The sequence below is a fragment of the Gemmatimonadales bacterium genome, assembly GCA_036500345.1.
Taxonomy (GTDB): domain Bacteria; phylum Gemmatimonadota; class Gemmatimonadetes; order Gemmatimonadales; family GWC2-71-9; genus Palsa-1233.
In genome coordinates, this window is sequence record DASYCE010000004.1 from 31,800 (window position 1) to 49,936 (window position 18,137).

Here is an 18,137-nt window from a genome sequence, read left to right on the forward strand (position 1 = left end):
TCGGGGCCACCCGCACCGGTGACCTGGAGCGTGTGCCGGACCGGATGTCCGGCACACGCTCGTTTTCTTGAAGATCGAGCAGTGACGCGCCTGTTACATCGCCGTGACTCGGGGACGCCGAACCCGGTCTAATCTCATGGCGTCATGACAACAGCCACCAATTCTGCGCCTCGAAGCCGCGCCCGCTCCCTGATCGCCACCGCGCGAGGCGACGACATCTTCCGCGGCGTGCTGATCGTGGCGGCGGTGATGGTCCCGGCACTGATTCTCGCGCTGGTCTACATGCTCTGTCGCGGCGCGGCGCCGGCGGTTGCCAAGTTCGGCATCAACTTCGTGTTCACCAGCACCTGGGATCCCGTCGCCGGGGTGTTCGGCGCGTGGCCGATGGTGGTCGGCACGTTGCTGACGTCATTCCTGGCGCTGCTGATCGCGGTGCCGCTTTCGCTCGGCGTGGCGGTGTACCTCACCGAATTCGCGCCGGTCGCGGTCCGGCGTCCGGTGGCAACGGTGATCGAGCTGCTGGCCGCGATCCCCAGCGTGGTGTACGGGCTCTGGGGAATCTTCGTCCTGATCCCGGTGCTGCAGCACACGGTGTTCCCGCTGCTTCGCAGCGTCCTCGGCTTTCTCCCGTTCTTCAGCGGCGCGATCTACGGACCATCGGTCCTGTCGGCGAGCATCATCCTCGCGATCATGGTGATGCCGTTCATCATGTCGGTGGCGCGCGAGGTGTTGCTGGCGGTTCCCAACAGCCAGCGCGAGGCGGCGCTGGGGCTCGGCGCGACGCGCTGGGAAGCGGTCCGGACGGCGATCATCCCGTATTCACGGTCGGGAATCATCGGCGCGATCATCCTCGGCCTTGGCCGCGCGCTTGGTGAGACGATGGCAGTCACGATGCTGATCGGGAACAGCCACGATCTGTCGAAGTCGCTGTTCGCCCCCGGCTATACGATGGCCGCGGCGGTCGCCAACGAATTCAACGAGGCGACGACTCCGATGCACTACTCGGCGCTGACGTATGTGGCGCTGATCCTTTTCGCCATCACGGTCCTGGTGAACGCCGGCGCCCGGCTGCTGATCTGGCGAGTCAGTCGCGGCTCGGTGGCAGGAGGGCGCGGGATATGAATCGTCGCACGCTCCGCCGGTACAAGAGCAACGCGATGGTGGCGTTGATGATCGCCGCGGTGGTGGTCGCGGTTGCACCGCTGCTCTTCATCCTCGGTTCGCTGCTGGTGCGAGGAGCGGGAAGTCTCAATCTCGCCTTCTTCACCAAGCTCCCCGTTCCGCCGGGCGAGACTGGCGGCGGCGTGCTCAACGCCATCGTCGGCACGCTGATCATCGTCGGCATCGCGAGCGTGATCGGTGTCCCGATCGGCGCCGCGGCCGGAATCTTCTGCGCCGAGTACCCGGGGAGCCGCCTGGCGGTGGTGACACGGTTCGTCTCCGACGTGATGAACGGCACGCCGTCGATCGTCGTCGGCGTCTTCGCGTGGACGTTCCTGGTCGCGCGGCAGCATCACTATTCGGGGATGGCAGGGAGCATCGCGCTGGCGATGCTGATGATCCCGATGGTCATGCGCACCACCGAGGAACTGATCAAGCTGGTTCCGAACTCGTTGCGCGAGGCCGCGCTGGCGCTGGGGTATTCGCGGTGGCGCACCACGCTGTCGATCATCCTTCGGACCGCGTTGCCGGGGATCGTCACGGGAACGCTGCTCGCCATCGCGCGGGTTGCCGGCGAGACGGCACCGCTGCTCTTCACCTCGCTCGGCAATCAGTTCCTCACCATGAAACCGGCGCAGCCGATGGCGGCGCTCCCGCTGGTGGTGTTCACCTACGCCACCGGACCGTATCCCGAGTGGCATCGTTTCGCGTGGGCGGCGGCGCTGGTGCTCATCGTCGTCGTGCTGCTGCTCAGCATTGCTGCCCGGATCGCCACCCGCCAGCGCTTCGGAGCGTCGCGTGGCTGAGGGCGTGCCACGGATGCAGACGGTCGGCCTGAACGCGATGTACGGCAAGTTCGCGGCGGTGAGGGATGTCTCCCTCGGGTTCACGGCCAATCAGGTGCATGCGCTGATCGGGCCGTCGGGGTGCGGCAAATCGACGTTCCTGCGCACCCTCAACCGGATGCACGAGATGTCGATCGGCGGGTCGACGACCGGCAAGGTCCTCCTCGACGGTGCAGACGTCTACGGCCCCGACGTCAGCGTTATGCAGTTGCGGCGACGGGTCGGAATGGTGTTCCAGAAGCCGACGCCGTTCCCGACCAAGTCGATCTATGACAACGTCGCCGCGGGGCTGGTGCTCGAGGGGGGACGATCGAGGGCGGAGCTCAATGCAACCGTGGAGCGCTCGTTGCGACGCGCGGCACTCTGGGACGAAGTGAAGGACCGGCTCCACAGCAGCGCCATTGCGCTCTCCGGGGGCCAGCAGCAGCGGCTCTGCCTGGCGCGGACGATCGCGCCCGAACCCGAAGTGATCCTGCTTGACGAGCCAACTGCATCGCTTGATCCCCAGGGGACGCAGCGGATCGAGGAACTGGTGTTCGAGCTGAAGGGCGACTTCACGATCATCATCGTGACGCACAACATGCAGCAGGCGGCCCGCGTTTCCGACACGACGACGTTCTTCTACCTCGGCACGATGATCGAGCACGGGCCGACGAAACAGATCTTCACGACGCCGACCAACGAGCAGACGGAAGCCTATATCACGGGACGGTTCGGATGAGCACTACCCTGGATACCCCAGTCGCGCCGGCGCGGACGCCGGCACCGCGCGTCACCCTCGATCCGCGCCACGCCACGCCGAAGCCGGAAGGGACCGGCGAACTGGCGGTCGAAGTGCGGAACTTCTCGTTCTGGTATGGACAGACGCGGGCGCTTGCCGACGTGTCGCTTACGGTGCCCCGGCGTGCGGTGACGGCGCTGATCGGTCCGTCGGGATGCGGAAAATCGACCTTTCTCCGGTCGATCAACCGGATGAACGATCTGATTGCCGACACGCGAACCATCGGCGAGCTGATTGTCGAGGGGACGTCGGTGTACGGCGATGGGATCGATCTCGTGGCCCACCGTCAGCGGGTCGGCATGGTGTTCCAGCGCCCGAATCCGTTTCCCAAGTCGATCTTCGACAACGTCGCCTACGGGCCAACGCTCAACGCGCTCTGTTCCCGGCGCGACCTTCCCGATCTGGTGGAGCAGTGTCTCCGGCGTGCGGCGCTCTGGGACGAAGTCAGTGACCGCCTCAACGCCCCGGCGACGGGGCTCTCGGGCGGGCAGCAGCAGCGGCTCTGCATCGCACGCGCCCTGGGGAACCGGCCGTCCGTGCTCCTGATGGACGAACCGTGCTCGGCGCTCGATCCCGGCGCCACGCAGAAGGTCGAGGAGTTAATCTTCGAGCTCAAACGTGAGTACACTATCGTGATCGTGACGCACAACATGCAGCAGGCCGCGCGGGTGTCGGATTTCACCGGTTTCTTCGACCGCGGCGGAACGCTGGTCGAGGTCGGCGAGACGCATCAGATGTTCACCAATCCGAGGCACGAACGGACCGAAGCGTATATCACCGGGAGGTTCGGATGAGCGGCGACGCGCCACGACACTTCCACGAGGAACTGGCGCAGGTCAAGTCGCGACTGCTCACCATGTCGGGGGAGGCCGAAGCTGCGCTCGAACTCGCGGTCGAGGCCCTCCTGGAACGAAGCCTCGAAAAGGCGCAGGCGGTCATCGCGGGCGACCGGAACATCGACGATCTCGAAGTGACGATCGAGGAGCAGGTCGTCAACCTGCTGGCGTTGCAGCAGCCGATGGCGCGCGACCTCCGCATGCTCACGTCGGCGCTCAAGATCGCCAACGATCTCGAGCGGGTGGGTGACCACGCGGTCAACATCGCGCAGTCGGTCGAGCGGCTGATGCAGGCGCGGCCGATCACCCCGGAACCCGAGATCATCGAGATGGCGCGGCTGGCGCGCGACATGCTGTCCGACGCCCTCGAGGCGTTCATTCGCGGCGACGCGGCGACCGGGCGCGAAGTCTGCCGCCGGGACGACAAGGTTGACACGCTCCACCGGTCGGTGTTCCGGATCCTCCTGACCTTCATGATGGAGGACCCGCACATGATCAGTGCGGCGATGGAGCTCTTCCTCGTCTCCCGGAATCTGGAACGTGTCGCCGACCTCGCCACCAATATCGGCGAGGATGTCGTCTTCCTGGTGGAAGGCAAATCGATCAAACACCACGCCGAAGACCGGGGAGAATCCGCCGCATGACCGGAACTCCGACCCCACGCGAGCGCATCGGCGCCATCGATGTCGGCTCGAATTCGATCCGCCTCGTCGTGGCGGAGTACGACCCCGAGACCGGCTTCGAAATCATCGATGAAGTGAAGGATCAGCCGCGTCTTGGCACCCGGGTCGAAGAGACGGGCGCCCTCGACCGCGGCGCGATGACCCGCGCCTTCGCGGCGCTCAAGCGGATGAAGGAGGTCGCCGACCGCCGTGGCGTGGCGCGGCTCGCTGCCGTCGCAACCTCGGCGATGCGCGACGCCCGCAACGGCGAGACGTTCGCCCGCCGGGTCGAGCGGCAACTCGGCATTCCGCTCGAGATCATCGGGGGCGACCGCGAGGCGCAGCTCCTCTGGCGGTCGGTGGCGCACCATTTCCGCCTGGAGAACGCGCGTACCCTTGTCGCCGACATCGGCGGTGGCTCGCTCGAACTGATCGGCGCGGTCGACGGGCTGGTTGAGGTGACCGCCTCCCTTCCTCTCGGCGCGGTCCGGCTGACCGAGCAGTTCCTCACCGGCGAACGGCCGATGCGCAAGGAACTCGACGCGCTCCGCAAGCACATTCGCAAGACGCTCCGCAAGACACTCTCCTGGCGCGACTGGAAACAGGCGGTGGTGATTGGTTCAGGCGGGTCTTTCACCAACCTGGCCCGGATTGCTGCAGCGCGCGCCGGCCACCTCGGCAACGCGATCCACGGCACGACGGTCGGAACCGGTGAGGTCGAATCGCTGCTCGAATGGCTGGCCAACAAGTCGCCCGAGCAGCGCGCCCAGGTGCCCGGGCTCAACCCGCAGCGTGCCGACATCATCGTCGCGGGGGTGGCGGTCGCGGCGGAGATGCTGGCGCTGCTCGATGCGCGGGAACTCACGGCGAGTGCGTTCGGGCTCCGCGAAGGCGTGCTGCTCGAGATGACCGGGATCCACGAGCCGGCCCGGCTCAACGATCCGCTGCAGCTGATCCGCGAATTCGTCGATCGCTGCCGCGGTGACCGGCGGCACGTCGAACAGGTGCGCGTCCTGGCGATGGCGCTCTATGAGCAGCTTGCCGCGGCGCTGGGGTGCGGCGTGGACGATGCCGCGTTGCTCGAAGCGGCTGCGCTGCTGCACGATGTGGGTCAGCTGGTGTCGTATCGCAATCACCACAAGCACTCATACCGCTTGATCTCACACGCCGATCGCCTCGGCCTCGACTCGCGGGCTCGCGCGCTGGTGGCGGTGATTTCACGCTACCACCGCAAGCGCGGACCAACGCGCCAGCACGAGGAGTTCAATCGCCTGTCGCCCGAGGATCGTGCCACGGTGCGTCGTGTCAGCGCGCTGCTGCGCGTTGCCGACGGCCTCGATCGCGGGCATACGGCCGCGGTGGAGCGGGTCGCGGTGGCGATCGAGCATGGACGCTGCGTCATTCGCGTCTCGCCCCGGCTGCAGGACGCCGATGTCTCCCTCGAGATCTGGGGTGCGATGCGCAAGGCCGATGTCCTGGCTCGCGAACTGGAGTGTGAGGTGGTCATCATGTCGGCACTCCAGACAGCACGCGCGCCGAAGCGCGCGCCGGAGCGGCGGAGCCGGCGGCGCACCGAGCGGACGAAGCGCAGTCGCCGCGCGGCGGCGGCATAGCCCTGCTACAGCTGCACCACCGTCCGGGCCATTGGCCCCTGAGATCCAACCGCCCGGCGCACCATCCCCCAGACCATTCCACCCCTCAGATGATCCGGAGCAGTACCACGGTGCCGAGCGCGATGAGCTGCCCGGCGATCACGTCCCCGGGGTAGTGCACACCAAGCACCACGCGGCTCCAGCCCACCAGCAGCCCCAGCATCAACAGCGGAATCGCCAGGATTGGGAATGCCAGCGCACAGACGGTGGCGACCGCCAGGCTCGCCGTTGCGTGACCCGATGGGAATGAGAAGCGATCGGGTGCGGCGACCAGCGGCGTTGCCGGGGGCCGCGCGCGATGCACTGACCGCTTGACCAGCTGCACCAGGAGATGCGACGCCGCAAGCGCCTCGCCCGCGTGCCATCCGATGCGTATTGGCCAGAGATGGAGCAGGGGCGGCAGCATCGCGACGCCGATGGTGAACCCCGCGCTCCCCAACTGCGTGACGGCGATCCACCCCCAGCGCGCGACGATGCTGTCGGCGGGGTCAATGACGAGGCGATCAAGCAATCCCCGATCGCGCGCGTCAATCGCGCCGACCCACCGGATGGCGGAGATCATGCCGCCCTCGACGCCTCCAGCGCCACCTGCGGCGCCGGGGAACGCTCCATGGCAAACGCCTCGACGAACGGGCGCCCTGCGTAATTCGCCGGCTGAGCAATGCCGAAGAGCCATGCGATAGTGGCAGGGATATCAAGGAGCGAACTCATCGGCGCGAGTTCGCCGGTCACCACCTGTCCGCCTGCGATGACGATCGGGATGGTGACGTCGAGCGGGTGTCGACTCTCGTGGTTGTGCGTTTCCCTGCCGCCTCCACCATGATCGGCGAAGGCGACGACCACGGTGCCGGGATCGTCAAACGGGTCGAGTACCGCGATCAGGCGGCCGAGTGAGGCATCGAGATCGCGCGCAGCTCCAGCGTATTCGCGCGATGTCCAGCCGTGTGCGTGCCCGGCACGGTCGGCATCCGGCCAGTGCAAAAAGGTGACGCCTCCGTCCGGCGATTGCAGCTGCGGCAATGCGCCATCGAGAATCTCGGCCGCTGTCTGACCGTGAAGGGACAACGTGACGCCGAGATGCTCGGCCATCCGCGCAGCGAGGCCGCGATAGGCGCGCGGAATGTCGTGGATGAAGGCATGGACGGGTCGATCGTGATCCCGCAGCAGACGCGGCAGGAACGTCAGCGGCTGCCGGGGCCGCGGCAGCGCGAATCGATCGCTCTGGATGCCGTGAATCCACGGCGAGACACCGGTGAATAGCGACGTCATCGCCGACGCGGTGATGCTGGGCTGGACCGTGGTCGCTTCGAAGGTGGCGGCGCCGCGCCGCGCCAGCGCATGCAGATTCGGCAACGGAAAGAGCGGTGCGGAATCGGCGCGGAGGCCGTCGAGCACGACCAGAACGACACGGGTGATCCCTTGCGGACTCTCCATCTCCCCTCCGGGGTCAGGTAGCCTCGGAACTCATGGAATGCCGCAGATAAGGATCGATTGCGCCTGCGACAACTCCGCCACGACGACGTACCGGATTGGTCGCACCGGTCGGGCGCTTGATGAGAGGATTTGTGACGTTGCGGTGATCGAACCGTGAGCGAACCACCGCACCTTGCGCCGATGCCGATCTCCGACCGACCTCCGCGGGTGCTCTACTGCACCGATACGTATCCACCACAGCTGAATGGCGTGTCCGTCGTGACAGCGCTTTCCGTGGCCGGCCTCCGGCGCCGTGGGTGGGAAGTGGCGGTGATCGCGCCACGGTATCCGGTACCGGCGTTTGACCCGTTCCAGAGCGACGGACCCGCCGCGCCGCACGACGCCATCACGACGCTGCCGAGCTGTTCCCTGCCGATGTATCCGGATCTCCGGCTCGCGCTTCCGTCACGCCGGGCCGTGGCAACGGTGGTGGAGCAATTCCGCCCGGATCTGGTCCACGCCGCGACCGAGTTTGTGATCGGCCGGATGGGCCAGCGCGAGGCGATCTCGCGTGGCATTCCGGTGGTGTCGTCGTATCACACTGATTTCTCGCGGTACACGGCTGCGTATGGCGTGCCGTGGTTGCGCGAGCCGGTTCAACAGTATCTCCGCCGGTTCCATCTCCGGAGCGACCGGGTCTACACGCCGGGCGCGGCGGCTGTCGACGAACTCCGGCACCTGGGAATTGCGAATGTCGAGCTCTGGGGTCGCGGTGTCGACACCGAGATCTTTCATCCACGCCGTCGCGACCGCACGCTGCGGCAGGCGTATGGATGTGGCGGCGGGGCGGTCCTCTTTCTCCACGTGGGCCGACTCGCCGCGGAGAAGGGTGTCGAGCGGATCATCGGTGCCTTCGCACGCGCGCGAACGCTGGTCGGCTCGGACCGTCAGATTCGGCTGATCATTGCGGGCACCGGCCCGCGCGAACCGTCCCTCCGCGCGCTTGCCGTCGACAGCGGCATCATCTTTCTTGGCAATCTCGACCGTGTCACCATGCTGCCGCAGCTGTATGCCAGCGCGGATGCGTTCCTCTTCGCCTCCCACACCGAAACGCTGGGTCTGGTCGTCCTCGAAGCGATGGCCAGCGCGCTTCCGGTCGTCGCGGCGCCGGTTGGCGGCGTTGCCGATCATCTCGATCATGCGACGAATGGACTTGCGTATCGGCCGGGCGACATCGACGGGATGGCACACGCGATCGCGCGTCTCGCGGGATCGGCGGAGCTTCGCCACGCGCTGTCGGTCGGCGCGCGCCGGACGGCTGAAGGCTTGTCGTGGGAGGCAGAGCTGGACCAGCTCGACCGGAGTTACCGGGAAGTGATGGGGAGGGCGCCCGCGCAACAGGCAGCCTGAGGCCGGATAGTGCACCGCGAGCACCATCGGACGTCACCGGTCAGTAGTGCATTCTCATCACCCGTGAGGTGTCCGATGTTGGTCGCATGGCTGGTCCTTGCGTCGATGCAGGGGATTCCGGTGGTACCGCCGGTCCCGATGAACGATGCGGCGATTCTTGGCGCGCGCACCACGGTCGACGAAGAAGAAATCGAATCCGCCCAGTGGGCGGCGAAGCACGCATCCTCTCCCGCCGTGCGCGACTTCGCGCGGTCACTGCTGCGCGGTCATGGCAGCGCGCAGAACAGCGCCGAAGGGATCGCCGACCGGCTGAAGATCCGGATGACGATTCCGGCAGACACCGACGAGGCGATCATCGGGCGCCACAATGCCGAGATGGCCTCCCTGCGCGCCGCGCATGGTCGTCAATTCGATCGAGTCTTTCTGGAAGCGGTACGAGACGATCACATGAACGAGATCGCCAAGGTCACCAACTGGTATGCGCCGGCCGCGAAGAACGACAGCGTCCGGATCTATCTTCACGACATCATGCCGACGCTCAACCGGCACCAGCAGGAGGCGGAGAAACTCATCAAGCAGACCCACGCGACGGTCGCCACCGCGAAGCGCGGCGGCCGCTGACGCAGCGACAGCTGAAGCGCAACAAGACGGCACGGCGATGCCCGGGGAATCCAGCGCCCCCGGGCATTGCGGCGTTCAGACGACTCGTCGCCCGGCAAAGAGGTGCCAGACGAACGAGATGATCGCGACGAGCAGGAGCAGGTGGATCAGGCCGGATGTGACGTGAAACACGGCGAAACCGAGGATCCACAGGATGAACAGGATGACGGCAATCGTGGCGAACATGCATTCCCCCATGAGGTTGCTCTGTCGATGGGACGCGCAACCGCGCGATCGATGCACGAACGCTCAGTGGTCGAGCACCACCCCGCCGTCCGGCGCACCGGGTGTGGCCGGCGCCGGGGACGGCGCGCGCCGGGTGAACCTGCGCTGCAGTTCGTCGAAATAGGTGTAGAACACCGGGGTCACGTAGAGCGTCACGAGCTGTGAGAACGCGAGGCCGCCGACCACGGCCACGCCGAGGGGCCGGCGCGTCGCGGCCCCCGCGCCCCAGCCCACGGCGATCGGAATGGCACCCATCAGGGCGGCCATGGTGGTCATCATGATCGGCCGGAATCGGACGCTGGCAGCCTGCAGAATCGCCTCGGAAGCGGGCTTGTTGCCGTCCTGCTCCGCCTCGATGGCGAAGTCGATCATCATGATCGCGTTCTTCTCCACGATGCCGATCAGCATGATGATCCCGACGAAGCCGTAGATGTCGAGATCGAGCCCCACCAGCCGGAGCGTCACCAGCGCGCCGAAGGCCGCAAACGGGAGCCCGGTGAGGATCGTCACCGGATGCACGAAGCTTTCGTAGAGCACGCCGAGAATGACGTAGATCACGAAGACGGCGAGAATGAGCAGCAGCACCAGCCCCTGCTGCGTGCTCATGAATGCTGCGGCGATCCCGGAGAATGACGCCGCGATCGCCGGCGTGAGGACCGTCGCCGCCTGGTCCTGCACCGCTTTCACCGCGGTGCCGAGCGACACGCCGGAGGCGAGATTGAACGAAATCGTGACCGACGGGATCTGGCCGGAGTGGTTGACGGTGACGGGGCCGACGGTGAGATCGAACTTCGCCACTGACGAGAGCGGCACCACCGGGCCACGTGACGACCGCACGTAGAGGCTGCCGAGCGCGGCAACGTCGGTCTGGTAGCGCGGCTCGACCTCCATCACCACCCAGTATTCGTTGGTCGCCGTGTAGATCGTGGAGACCTGCCGCTGGCCGAAGGCGTCGTACAGCGTGTTCTCGATCTCGCTCGCAGAGACGCCGAGTTCGCCGGCGGCCTCGCGATTGATGTCGACGGTGACCTGGGGATTGTCGATCAGCAGGTCGCTGGTCACGTCAGTCAGGATCGGCAGCTGCCGGAGCTTCCGCTCCAGCGACGCCGCGGCCGAATCGAGCGCCACGATATCACCACTTTGCAGCGTGTACTGATAGAGGCTCTTGGACGCGAGTCCGCCGATCGAGATCGCCGGCGGATTCTGGATGAACGTCGTGATCCCCTGCACATTCGATGTCGCCGCCGAGAGATCGTGGGTGATCTGCTCGGCGCTGCGGTGACGCTGGTCGATCGGCTTGAGGTCGATCGTCAGCTGTCCCTGGTTGGCCGCGGCCGTGGTCCCCACGGATGACGTCACCGATTCGACGCCGGGATCCTTTGCCACGACGGCAGCCACGTCGGCCTGACGATTGACGAGCTCGTCGTACGACACTCCCTCCGCCGCCTCCGTCGTGGCGAGGAGCTGGCCGGTGTCGTCGGTCGGAAAGAGTCCCTTCGGCGTCGACCAGAAGAGCCAGGCCGTGGCTGCGAGGATCACCGCGGAGAACACCAGTGCCCACGGCCGCCGATCCATCACCCACGCCAGCGTCCGCTCATAGAATCCGAGCCAGACATTGAAGAAATGCTCGCTCATCTGGTACAGCCGACCGTGCTGGCGCCCATGCTCCGCGCGGAGAAAGCGGCTCGACAGCATCGGCGTCAATGTGAGCGACACGAAACCGGACACGAGGATTGCCACGCCGATCGTCACCGCGAATTCGTGGAACAGCTTGCCGATGATCCCGCCCATGAACAGGAACGGGATGAACACCGCGGCGAGCGAGAAGGTCATCGAGAGGATCGTGAACCCCACCTCGGAGGCGCCGTCGATCGCCGCCTGCATCTTCGGCTTCCCCATCTCGAGGTGCCGCACGATGTTCTCGAGCATCACGATGGCATCGTCGACGACGAAACCGACGGCGAGGGTCAGCGCCATCAGCGACAGGTTGTCGAGCGAGTAGTGCAGCAGGTACATCACCGAGAAGGTGCCGATGATCGACATCGGCAGCGCCAGGGACGGGATCACCGTCGCCGAGATGTTGCGGAGGAAGAGGAAGATCACCAGCACCACGAGCGCCAGCGTCAGCTCGAGGGTGAAGGTCACGTCGTGCACCGACGCTTCGATCGTCGCCGAGCGATCGTAGAGGACGGCGACGTGCACCGACGCCGGGATCTCGCTTTCGACCTTCGTCAGCGCCGTCTTGATCCGATCCGACACTTCGACCGTGTTGGTCCCCGGCTGCCGCTGGATCGCCAGGACGATCGACCGCTCTCCGTTGTACCAGCTCGCCGTCTTGTTGTTCTGCACGTCGTCGACGATGTGCCCGAGATCGGTGAGGTGCACTGGCGCGCCGTTGCGATACGCCACCACGATGTTGCGGAACTGCGACGCGCTGTCGAGCTGCCCGGTCGCCTGCACCGTCAGCGCCGTCTTCGGTCCCCAGAGCACGCCGGTTGGGAGGTTGACGTTCTGCCCCGTGACCGCGCTCGCGACGTCTTCCAGCGCGATGTTCCGTGCCGCCAGCTGGGTCGGATCGAGCTGCAGCCGCACGGCGTACTTCTGGGTGCCGTAGACCAGCACCTGTGCCACGCCGCCGACCATCGACAGCCGCTGCGCGATGGTGGTTTCGCCGTATTCGTCGAGCGCCGCCAGCGGCACCTGGTTGCTGGTCAGCGCGAGGGTCAGGATCGGCGCGTCGGCGGGATTGGTCTTCTGGTATGACGGCGGGATGATCCCCTGCGGCAGCTGGCGCAGCGTCTGGGCGATCGCCGCCTGTACATCCTGCGCGGCGGCGTCGACGTCGCGATCGAGCGCGAACTGGATGACGATCTGCGACTGGCCAAGGCTCGACGTTGACGTCATGTTGTCGATCCCGGCGATCGTCGAGAACTCCTTTTCGAGCGGCGTCGCGACGGTCGCGGCCATCGTCTGCGGCGAGGTGCCGGGGAGCACCGCAGTGACCGTGATCGTCGGGAAATCGACGTTGGGGAGGTCGCTCACCGGGAGCTGCCGGTACGCCACGATTCCGAAGACGAGAATCGCCACCATGACCAGCGTGGTCATGATCGGGCGGCGGATGAAGAGGGAGGTCAGATCCACGAGTTATCCATGGGTGACAGGCGCCGACGCAGGAAGTGTCGCATCCCGATCCCGGCGCCGCAGCATCCGGTCGAAGATCCTCCCGCCCCACCCCTGCAGTTCATCGAGATAGGTATAGAACACCGGCGTCACGTACAGCGTCACGATCTGGGAGAAGGCGAGACCGCCGACGACCGCGATCCCGAGCGGCCGGCGCGACGCCGCGCTTGCTCCGACGCCGATGGCGATCGGGAGCGTCCCCGCGATCGCCGAGACGGTGGTCATCATGATCGGCCGGAACCGCACGCTCGCCGCGCGCACGATCGCTTCCGCCGGCGTCGAATGGGACGCACGCTCCTCCGCGATCGCGAAGTCGATCATCATGATGGCATTCTTCTTGACGATGCCGATGAGCATGATGATCCCGACGTAGCCGTACACGCCGAGCTCCACGTGCGTGACGTACAGCGCCAGGAGTGCGCCAAAGGCGGCAAACGGGAGGCCGGTGAGGATCGTGACCGGATGGACGAAGCTCTCGTACAGGATGCCGAGGATGATGTAGATGATGAAGACGGTGATCAGCAGAAGGATGCCGAGACCGCGCTCCGATTCCTGGAACGCCTGGGCCGTGCCGGAAAAGCCGGTGGTGATCGAGGCGGGAAGATCCTGCCGCGCCAGCCGGTTGACGTCGTCGACCGCGGCGCCGAGGGAGACGCCCGGCGCCAGGTTGAACGAGATCGTCACCGACGCCATCTCCGCCGAGTGGGCGATGCTGAGCGGACCGACGGTGTTCTCGAAGTAGGCGACGTCGGTGAGCGGAACCATCGCGCCGCCTGGCGTCGGAATGGAGAACTGCTGCAGCGCGCTGGCGTCGACCTGCGCGCCAGGAATCGTCTCCATCACCACTTCGTATTCGTTGGTTGGCGTGTAGATCGTCGAGATCTGCTGCTGATTGAAGGCGTCCGCCAGCGCTGATTCGATCGTCGCAGGCGAAATGCCGAGCGACATCGCGTGCTCGCGGTCGATATGAATCATCAGGATCGGCGAGGTGTTGAGCAGGTCCGAGGTGACGCCGCTCAGCATCGAATCCTGTTGCAGGACGCCGAGGAAGCGGCCGGCCTCGGCATAGAGCTCGTGGATGTCGGCACCGCGGAGCGAGAACTGATAGAGTGTCTTGCTCGATCGCCCGCCGATGCGGATCGACGGCGGATTCTGGAAGAAGGCCTGCAGTCCCGGAATCCCCGAGAGCCGGCGCGTCAGTTCGATGACCATCTCGTCCGCCGGAGGCCGGTGCCCTTCGGGCTTCAGCGTGACGTTGATGTTCCCCTGGTTGCCGTTGCCGATGTTGGCGGTGAAGGACGCGATGCTGGTGTCCTGCTGCAACCGCGCCATGGCGATCCGGACGTACCGCTGCATCTCCTGGAACGATGTCCCCTGCGCCGCCTCGATCGTGCCGCTGATCGACCCGGTGTCGTCGGGCGGAAAGAGGCCCTTGGGTATCCGCTGCCAGAGGACGCCGGTCAGCACCAGCACGGCGAGGGAGAACGCCAGCGCGAATGGGCGATGCCGCATCACCCATGAGAGCGAGGACTCGTAGCGGTGCTGCATGGCGTGGAGGACGCGCTCGGCCAGCAGGAACCAGCGGCCGTGCGTGGCATGCGCCGGGCGCGCCAGGAGCCGGGAGCAGAGCATCGGCGTCAGGGTGAGCGAGACGAACCCCGACACCAGGATCGCGGCCATGATCGTCACGGCGAATTCGCGGAAGAGCCGCCCGATGATCCCGCCCATGAACATCAGCGGGATGAACACCGCGGCGAGCGACAGCGTCATGGAGAGGATGGTGAATCCGACTTCCTGCGCGCCGTCGAGCGCCGCCTGCGGCGCGCTTTTCCCATGCTCGATATGCCGGACGATGTTCTCGAGCATCACGATGGCATCGTCGACCACGAAGCCGACCGCGAGGGTCAGCGCCATGAGCGAGAGGTTGTCGAGCGAGAAGCCGAGGAGCGACATCACCACGAAGGTGCCGATGATCGACAGCGGCAGGGTGAGGCTGGGGATCAGTGTCGCGACGAGCGATCGCAGGAAGATGAAGATCACCACGATCACCAGGGCCAGCGCCACCATGAGCGACAGCTTCACGTCGCGCACCGATCCGTTGATCGAGGTGGCGCGGTCGAAGCCGATGTGCACGGTGAGCGACTGCGGCAGCGACCGCTCGATCTGGTCGAGTTCCGCATGGATCCGCGCGGCGACCTCGACGGTGTTCGTCCCGGGCTGGCGCGAGACCGCCATGTAGATGGTCCGCTGCCCTTCGTGACCGTCATCGTACCACGATTCGTTCTTGTTGTTCTCGATGTCATCAACCACATCGGCGACGTCACTCAGGTGCACCGGGGCGCCGCGCCGATACGCAACGATCAGCCGGGAGAACTGCGCGGCGTTGCGCAGTTGTCCTGTCGCCGTCACGGTGAGCGTCTTGTCGTGCCCGTACAGGACGCCGGTCGGCAGCATCACGTTGTTCTGGCGGATCTCGGTGGCAATCTGCGAGACGCCGAGGCCGAGGGCTGCGAGGCGGCGAGGATCGACCTTCACCCGCACGGCGTACTTCATCGACCCGAAGACACTCACATCAGCGACGCCGTCGACCATCGACAGCCGCTGCGCGATGTCGGTCTCGGCGTACTCGTCGATCTGGGTCAGCGGCAGGACGTTGGAGGTCAGCGCGATGAACATGATCGGCGATGCCGACGGATTCTGCTTGCGATACGACGGCGGCAGGATCTGCGGCGGGAGGAGCGGCAGCGTCTTCGAGATCGCGGCGTTGACGTCCTGCGCCGCCGACTCGATGTCACGATCGACCGAGAACTGCAGGGTGACGTTGCTCGATCCGAGCGAGCTGCTGGAGGTGATCTCGTCGATCCCCGCGATCGCCGAAAACGCCTTCTCGAGCGGCGTGGCGACCGTCGCCGCCATCGTCTCGGGCGACGCACCGGGGAGCGAGGCGCGCACGCTGATCGTGGGGTAATCCACCGCGGGGAGATCGCTCACCGGCAGGCGCAGGTAGGCGACGACACCAAACACCACGATGCCGATCATCAGCAGCGTGGTCATGACAGGTCGGCGGATGAACAGCCCGGTGAAGTTCATGACAGCCGACGACCCACCGTCATCATGGTGTTGGCGCGGCTCCGCCCGAACGACCTCCGCCCCCACCGCCGCCGCGACCGCCGTTGCGCCCGCGTCCACGGCCTCGTCCGCCAGCGCTCCGGCCTCCCCCGCCGCCCGCGGAATCCGGGTTCATGCCAAAGCTCACCGGTGCGCCGGGCGAGAGCCGCGACTGTCCCACGGTCACCACCTGCTCACCGTTCTGCACCCCGGACGAGATGACGGAGATATCACCAGCGGCCCGTTCGACCACCACGGGCCGCTGCTGCGCCGCGTTGGAGGAATCGACGATCCAGACATACGACCCGTTCTGGCCGGCAACGACCGCCACGGTCGGCACCACGAGCGCGCTGTCCTCGACGTAGAGGCGAAGCGTCGCCGAGACGATCTGGCCGGCCCAGAGCGTGCCGTCGGTGTTCGGGAAGGTCGCCTTGAGGAGCAGCGTGGCTGTTGCCGTGTCGACGGTGTTGTCGATGAAGGAGAGTTTCCCCTGCGACTCACCGACCGGCGTCCCGGACAGCGGCACCCCGGCCTGCGCGGGCGCTTCGTGCGGCGCCTGGCTTGTCGCCGACGTATCGCTCGCGCCCGCGATGTTGGGCGCATCGCTCGGCCGCGCAGTCACCGGGAGGCCGCCGCGCCCGCCATAGTGAAGGATCAGCGGAAGGATCGACCCGGGGACGGCGAACCGCACCAGCGTCGGCCGGACCTGATTGATCACCACCAGCGGCGACCCGCCTGAGGCGTGCACCACGTTGCCGATATGTACCAGCAACGACCCGGTCCGCCCGGTGATCGGCGCCTTGATGGTCGTGTTGTCGAGATTGAACTTGGCGGTGTTGAGCGCACCCTGGTCGGCATCGACCGTTGCCGCGGCCGCCGCTGCCGTGGCGCGCGCCTGCTCATCCTGCTCGCGCGTGACGCTTCGCTCCGCCGCGAGGGTATCGTAGCGGGCGGCTTCCTTGGCGTCGTACGCCGCAGTGGCCCGATCACGGGCGAGGACAGCGAGCGCCTGGTCATACGACGCCTGATAGGGTCGCGCATCGATCCGGAAGAGCGGCTGCCCCTTGCCAACATCCTGCCCTTCGGAGAAGAGGACGTCGGTCACGATGCCGTCGACCTGCGACACCACCGACGCCGTCTGCATCGGCGTGACGCCGCCGATCGCGGTCACGTCGAAGGGGACCGATTCGCGTCGGACGGGAGCGATCGTCACCGCCACCGGCGCGCGACCTTGTCGCGGCGCGGCCTTCTTGGCGCACGCCGCCGCCGTCAGCACCACCAGGAATTGCGCGCCGCGCGCCATTCGCCGGACACCGCTCACCATGTCATTCCGCATGAATCCTCAGGCCACGAACGGGCATTCAAATCGGGGTGAATCATACTCGGGTCGGATCGGGCCGCATCGCCTATTGTTACGGGCAAGGGAGAAGTTTCGTCACGGGACGCCGTCGCGGGTGCCGCTCACACGGCGGAAGGTGTTTTCTTTCGATCACCACCCCCGACCCACACCTCGAGTTTGCAGATGCCCGCACCTGGCAAGATCGGCTTTCGTGTCCTCCCGTCACCTCCTCGGCTTCCGCACGACCTCGTCTCCCGGTTCCACGGGATGGCGGCCGCGAATCTCGCCGATGCCATGGGGCGATTTCGCTGGATGGATCCCGGCATGCGCGCGCGGAGCGGCCTCCCCGTCTGCGGCGTTGCCGTCACCGTCTGCGCCCGGCCCGGCGACAATCTGATGGTCCACAAGGCAATGCAGGTCGCCGAACCGGGCGATATCCTGGTGGTGAATACCGGTGGCAACATCACCAGCGCCGTCTTCGGCGAGCTGATGGCGACCGCGGCCGTCGCAAAGGGGCTCGGCGGGATCATCGTCGACGGTGCGATTCGCGACGTCGAGGCGATCACCACCCTCGCCTTCCCCGCCTTTTCCCGGTCGGTCTGTCCGGGAGGGTGCGACAAGGACGGGTGGGGCGAAATCAACGTCCCGGTCAGCTGCGGCGGGGCGGTGGTGATGCCCGGGGACCTCGTCGTCGGCGACAACGACGGCGTCGCGATCGTCCCGCGTGACGAAGCGGAAGACGTGCTGGCGCTCGTCACCCAGTTGATGGACGTCGAAAAAAAGCGGCTCGCCGAAATCGCCAACGGCCTGGTGTTCAAGCCGGAGATTGATGCAACCCTGCGGCAGAAAGGCGTGATCGAGTGAC

The 18,137-nt window shown here is 66.4% G+C and carries 15 protein-coding genes; 9 read left to right on the forward strand and 6 right to left on the reverse strand.

Features of this window, described 5'->3' with window-relative positions; all coding sequences use genetic code 11:
• Positions 1 to 144: 144 nt before the first annotated feature.
• The 6 genes from pstC to VGM20_01890 are packed head-to-tail and all read left to right on the forward strand — an operon-like array spanning position 145 to position 5,898.
• Complete coding sequence (pstC, locus tag VGM20_01865) at positions 145 to 1,122, forward strand: phosphate ABC transporter permease subunit PstC (GenBank protein ID HEY4099601.1); 978 nt, start codon at positions 145 to 147, stop codon at positions 1,120 to 1,122.
• Positions 1,119 to 1,967 carry a phosphate ABC transporter permease PstA gene (gene pstA / locus VGM20_01870; GenBank protein HEY4099602.1) on the forward strand — a complete coding sequence of 283 codons (849 nt, stop codon included), beginning with the start codon at positions 1,119 to 1,121 and terminating at the stop codon, positions 1,965 to 1,967. The genes pstC and pstA overlap by 4 nt, the downstream gene beginning before the upstream one ends.
• Positions 1,960 to 2,727 carry a phosphate ABC transporter ATP-binding protein PstB gene (gene pstB / locus VGM20_01875; protein HEY4099603.1) on the forward strand — a complete coding sequence of 256 codons (768 nt, stop codon included), beginning with the start codon at positions 1,960 to 1,962 and terminating at the stop codon, positions 2,725 to 2,727. The genes pstA and pstB (VGM20_01875) overlap by 8 nt, the downstream gene beginning before the upstream one ends.
• Positions 2,724 to 3,581 carry a phosphate ABC transporter ATP-binding protein PstB gene (pstB, locus tag VGM20_01880; GenBank protein HEY4099604.1) on the forward strand — a complete coding sequence of 286 codons (858 nt, stop codon included), beginning with the start codon at positions 2,724 to 2,726 and terminating at the stop codon, positions 3,579 to 3,581. Before pstB (VGM20_01875) ends, pstB (VGM20_01880) begins: the two co-directional genes overlap by 4 nt.
• On the forward strand, positions 3,578 to 4,267 hold the full coding sequence (gene phoU, locus VGM20_01885) for a phosphate signaling complex protein PhoU (GenBank protein ID HEY4099605.1): 690 nt from the start codon (positions 3,578 to 3,580) through the stop codon (positions 4,265 to 4,267). The genes pstB (VGM20_01880) and phoU overlap by 4 nt, the downstream gene beginning before the upstream one ends.
• Positions 4,264 to 5,898, forward strand: coding sequence for a Ppx/GppA phosphatase family protein (locus VGM20_01890; GenBank protein ID HEY4099606.1), 1,635 nt, complete (start codon positions 4,264 to 4,266; stop codon positions 5,896 to 5,898). The genes phoU and VGM20_01890 overlap by 4 nt, the downstream gene beginning before the upstream one ends.
• A gap of 85 nt (positions 5,899 to 5,983) precedes the next feature.
• Here the strand turns inward: VGM20_01890 and VGM20_01895 are convergent, their stop codons facing one another.
• Together VGM20_01895 and VGM20_01900 are read right to left on the reverse strand one after the other, a co-directional pair.
• Complete coding sequence (locus VGM20_01895) at positions 5,984 to 6,499, reverse strand: phosphatase PAP2 family protein (GenBank protein HEY4099607.1); 516 nt, start codon at positions 6,497 to 6,499, stop codon at positions 5,984 to 5,986.
• Entirely contained in the window at positions 6,496 to 7,371 is an 876-nt protein-coding gene (locus tag VGM20_01900) for an alkaline phosphatase family protein (protein ID HEY4099608.1), read from the reverse strand. Before VGM20_01900 ends, VGM20_01895 begins: the two co-directional genes overlap by 4 nt.
• Positions 7,372 to 7,551: 180 nt before the next feature.
• Between VGM20_01900 and VGM20_01905 the strand changes: the two genes are divergently transcribed.
• Positions 7,552 to 8,760 carry a glycosyltransferase family 1 protein gene (locus VGM20_01905; GenBank protein HEY4099609.1) on the forward strand — a complete coding sequence of 403 codons (1,209 nt, stop codon included), beginning with the start codon at positions 7,552 to 7,554 and terminating at the stop codon, positions 8,758 to 8,760.
• Between the two features lie 75 nt (positions 8,761 to 8,835).
• On the forward strand, positions 8,836 to 9,381 hold the full coding sequence (locus VGM20_01910; protein HEY4099610.1) for a DUF4142 domain-containing protein: 546 nt from the start codon (positions 8,836 to 8,838) through the stop codon (positions 9,379 to 9,381).
• Positions 9,382 to 9,456: 75 nt separating this feature from the next.
• Here the strand turns inward: VGM20_01910 and VGM20_01915 are convergent, their stop codons facing one another.
• From VGM20_01915 to VGM20_01930, 4 genes are all read right to left on the reverse strand, one after another.
• Complete coding sequence (locus tag VGM20_01915; GenBank protein ID HEY4099611.1) at positions 9,457 to 9,606, reverse strand: lmo0937 family membrane protein; 150 nt, start codon at positions 9,604 to 9,606, stop codon at positions 9,457 to 9,459.
• Between the two features lie 63 nt (positions 9,607 to 9,669).
• Entirely contained in the window at positions 9,670 to 12,786 is a 3,117-nt protein-coding gene (locus VGM20_01920; protein HEY4099612.1) for an efflux RND transporter permease subunit, read from the reverse strand.
• Between the two features lie 3 nt (positions 12,787 to 12,789).
• Positions 12,790 to 15,915 carry an efflux RND transporter permease subunit gene (locus VGM20_01925; GenBank protein ID HEY4099613.1) on the reverse strand — a complete coding sequence of 1,042 codons (3,126 nt, stop codon included), beginning with the start codon at positions 15,913 to 15,915 and terminating at the stop codon, positions 12,790 to 12,792.
• Between the two features lie 22 nt (positions 15,916 to 15,937).
• Positions 15,938 to 17,269 carry an efflux RND transporter periplasmic adaptor subunit gene (locus VGM20_01930; GenBank protein ID HEY4099614.1) on the reverse strand — a complete coding sequence of 444 codons (1,332 nt, stop codon included), beginning with the start codon at positions 17,267 to 17,269 and terminating at the stop codon, positions 15,938 to 15,940.
• A gap of 186 nt (positions 17,270 to 17,455) precedes the next feature.
• Between VGM20_01930 and VGM20_01935 the strand changes: the two genes are divergently transcribed.
• Positions 17,456 to 18,136: a hypothetical protein gene (locus VGM20_01935; GenBank protein HEY4099615.1), complete on the forward strand. Its 681-nt coding sequence runs from the start codon at positions 17,456 to 17,458 to the stop codon at positions 18,134 to 18,136.
• The last annotated feature ends 1 nt before the right edge of the window (position 18,137 follow it).

Bases quoted from the DNA above. Each gene is read 5' to 3' on its own strand.
- pstC (HEY4099601.1), top strand. From the start codon at position 145: ATGACAACAGCCACCAATTCTGCGCCTCGAAGCCGCGCCCGCTCCCTG.
- pstA (HEY4099602.1), top strand. From the start codon at position 1,119: ATGAATCGTCGCACGCTCCGCCGGTACAAGAGCAACGCGATGGTGGCG.
- pstB (HEY4099604.1), top strand. From the start codon at position 2,724: ATGAGCACTACCCTGGATACCCCAGTCGCGCCGGCGCGGACGCCGGCA.
- phoU (HEY4099605.1), top strand. From the start codon at position 3,578: ATGAGCGGCGACGCGCCACGACACTTCCACGAGGAACTGGCGCAGGTC.
- VGM20_01890 (HEY4099606.1), top strand. From the start codon at position 4,264: ATGACCGGAACTCCGACCCCACGCGAGCGCATCGGCGCCATCGATGTC.
- VGM20_01895 (HEY4099607.1), bottom strand. From the start codon at position 6,499: ATGATCTCCGCCATCCGGTGGGTCGGCGCGATTGACGCGCGCGATCGG.
- VGM20_01900 (HEY4099608.1), bottom strand. From the start codon at position 7,371: ATGGAGAGTCCGCAAGGGATCACCCGTGTCGTTCTGGTCGTGCTCGAC.
- VGM20_01905 (HEY4099609.1), top strand. From the start codon at position 7,552: ATGCCGATCTCCGACCGACCTCCGCGGGTGCTCTACTGCACCGATACG.
- VGM20_01910 (HEY4099610.1), top strand. From the start codon at position 8,836: ATGTTGGTCGCATGGCTGGTCCTTGCGTCGATGCAGGGGATTCCGGTG.
- VGM20_01915 (HEY4099611.1), bottom strand. From the start codon at position 9,606: ATGTTCGCCACGATTGCCGTCATCCTGTTCATCCTGTGGATCCTCGGT.
- VGM20_01925 (HEY4099613.1), bottom strand. From the start codon at position 15,915: ATGAACTTCACCGGGCTGTTCATCCGCCGACCTGTCATGACCACGCTG.
- VGM20_01930 (HEY4099614.1), bottom strand. From the start codon at position 17,269: ATGCGGAATGACATGGTGAGCGGTGTCCGGCGAATGGCGCGCGGCGCG.
- VGM20_01935 (HEY4099615.1), top strand. From the start codon at position 17,456: ATGCCCGCACCTGGCAAGATCGGCTTTCGTGTCCTCCCGTCACCTCCT.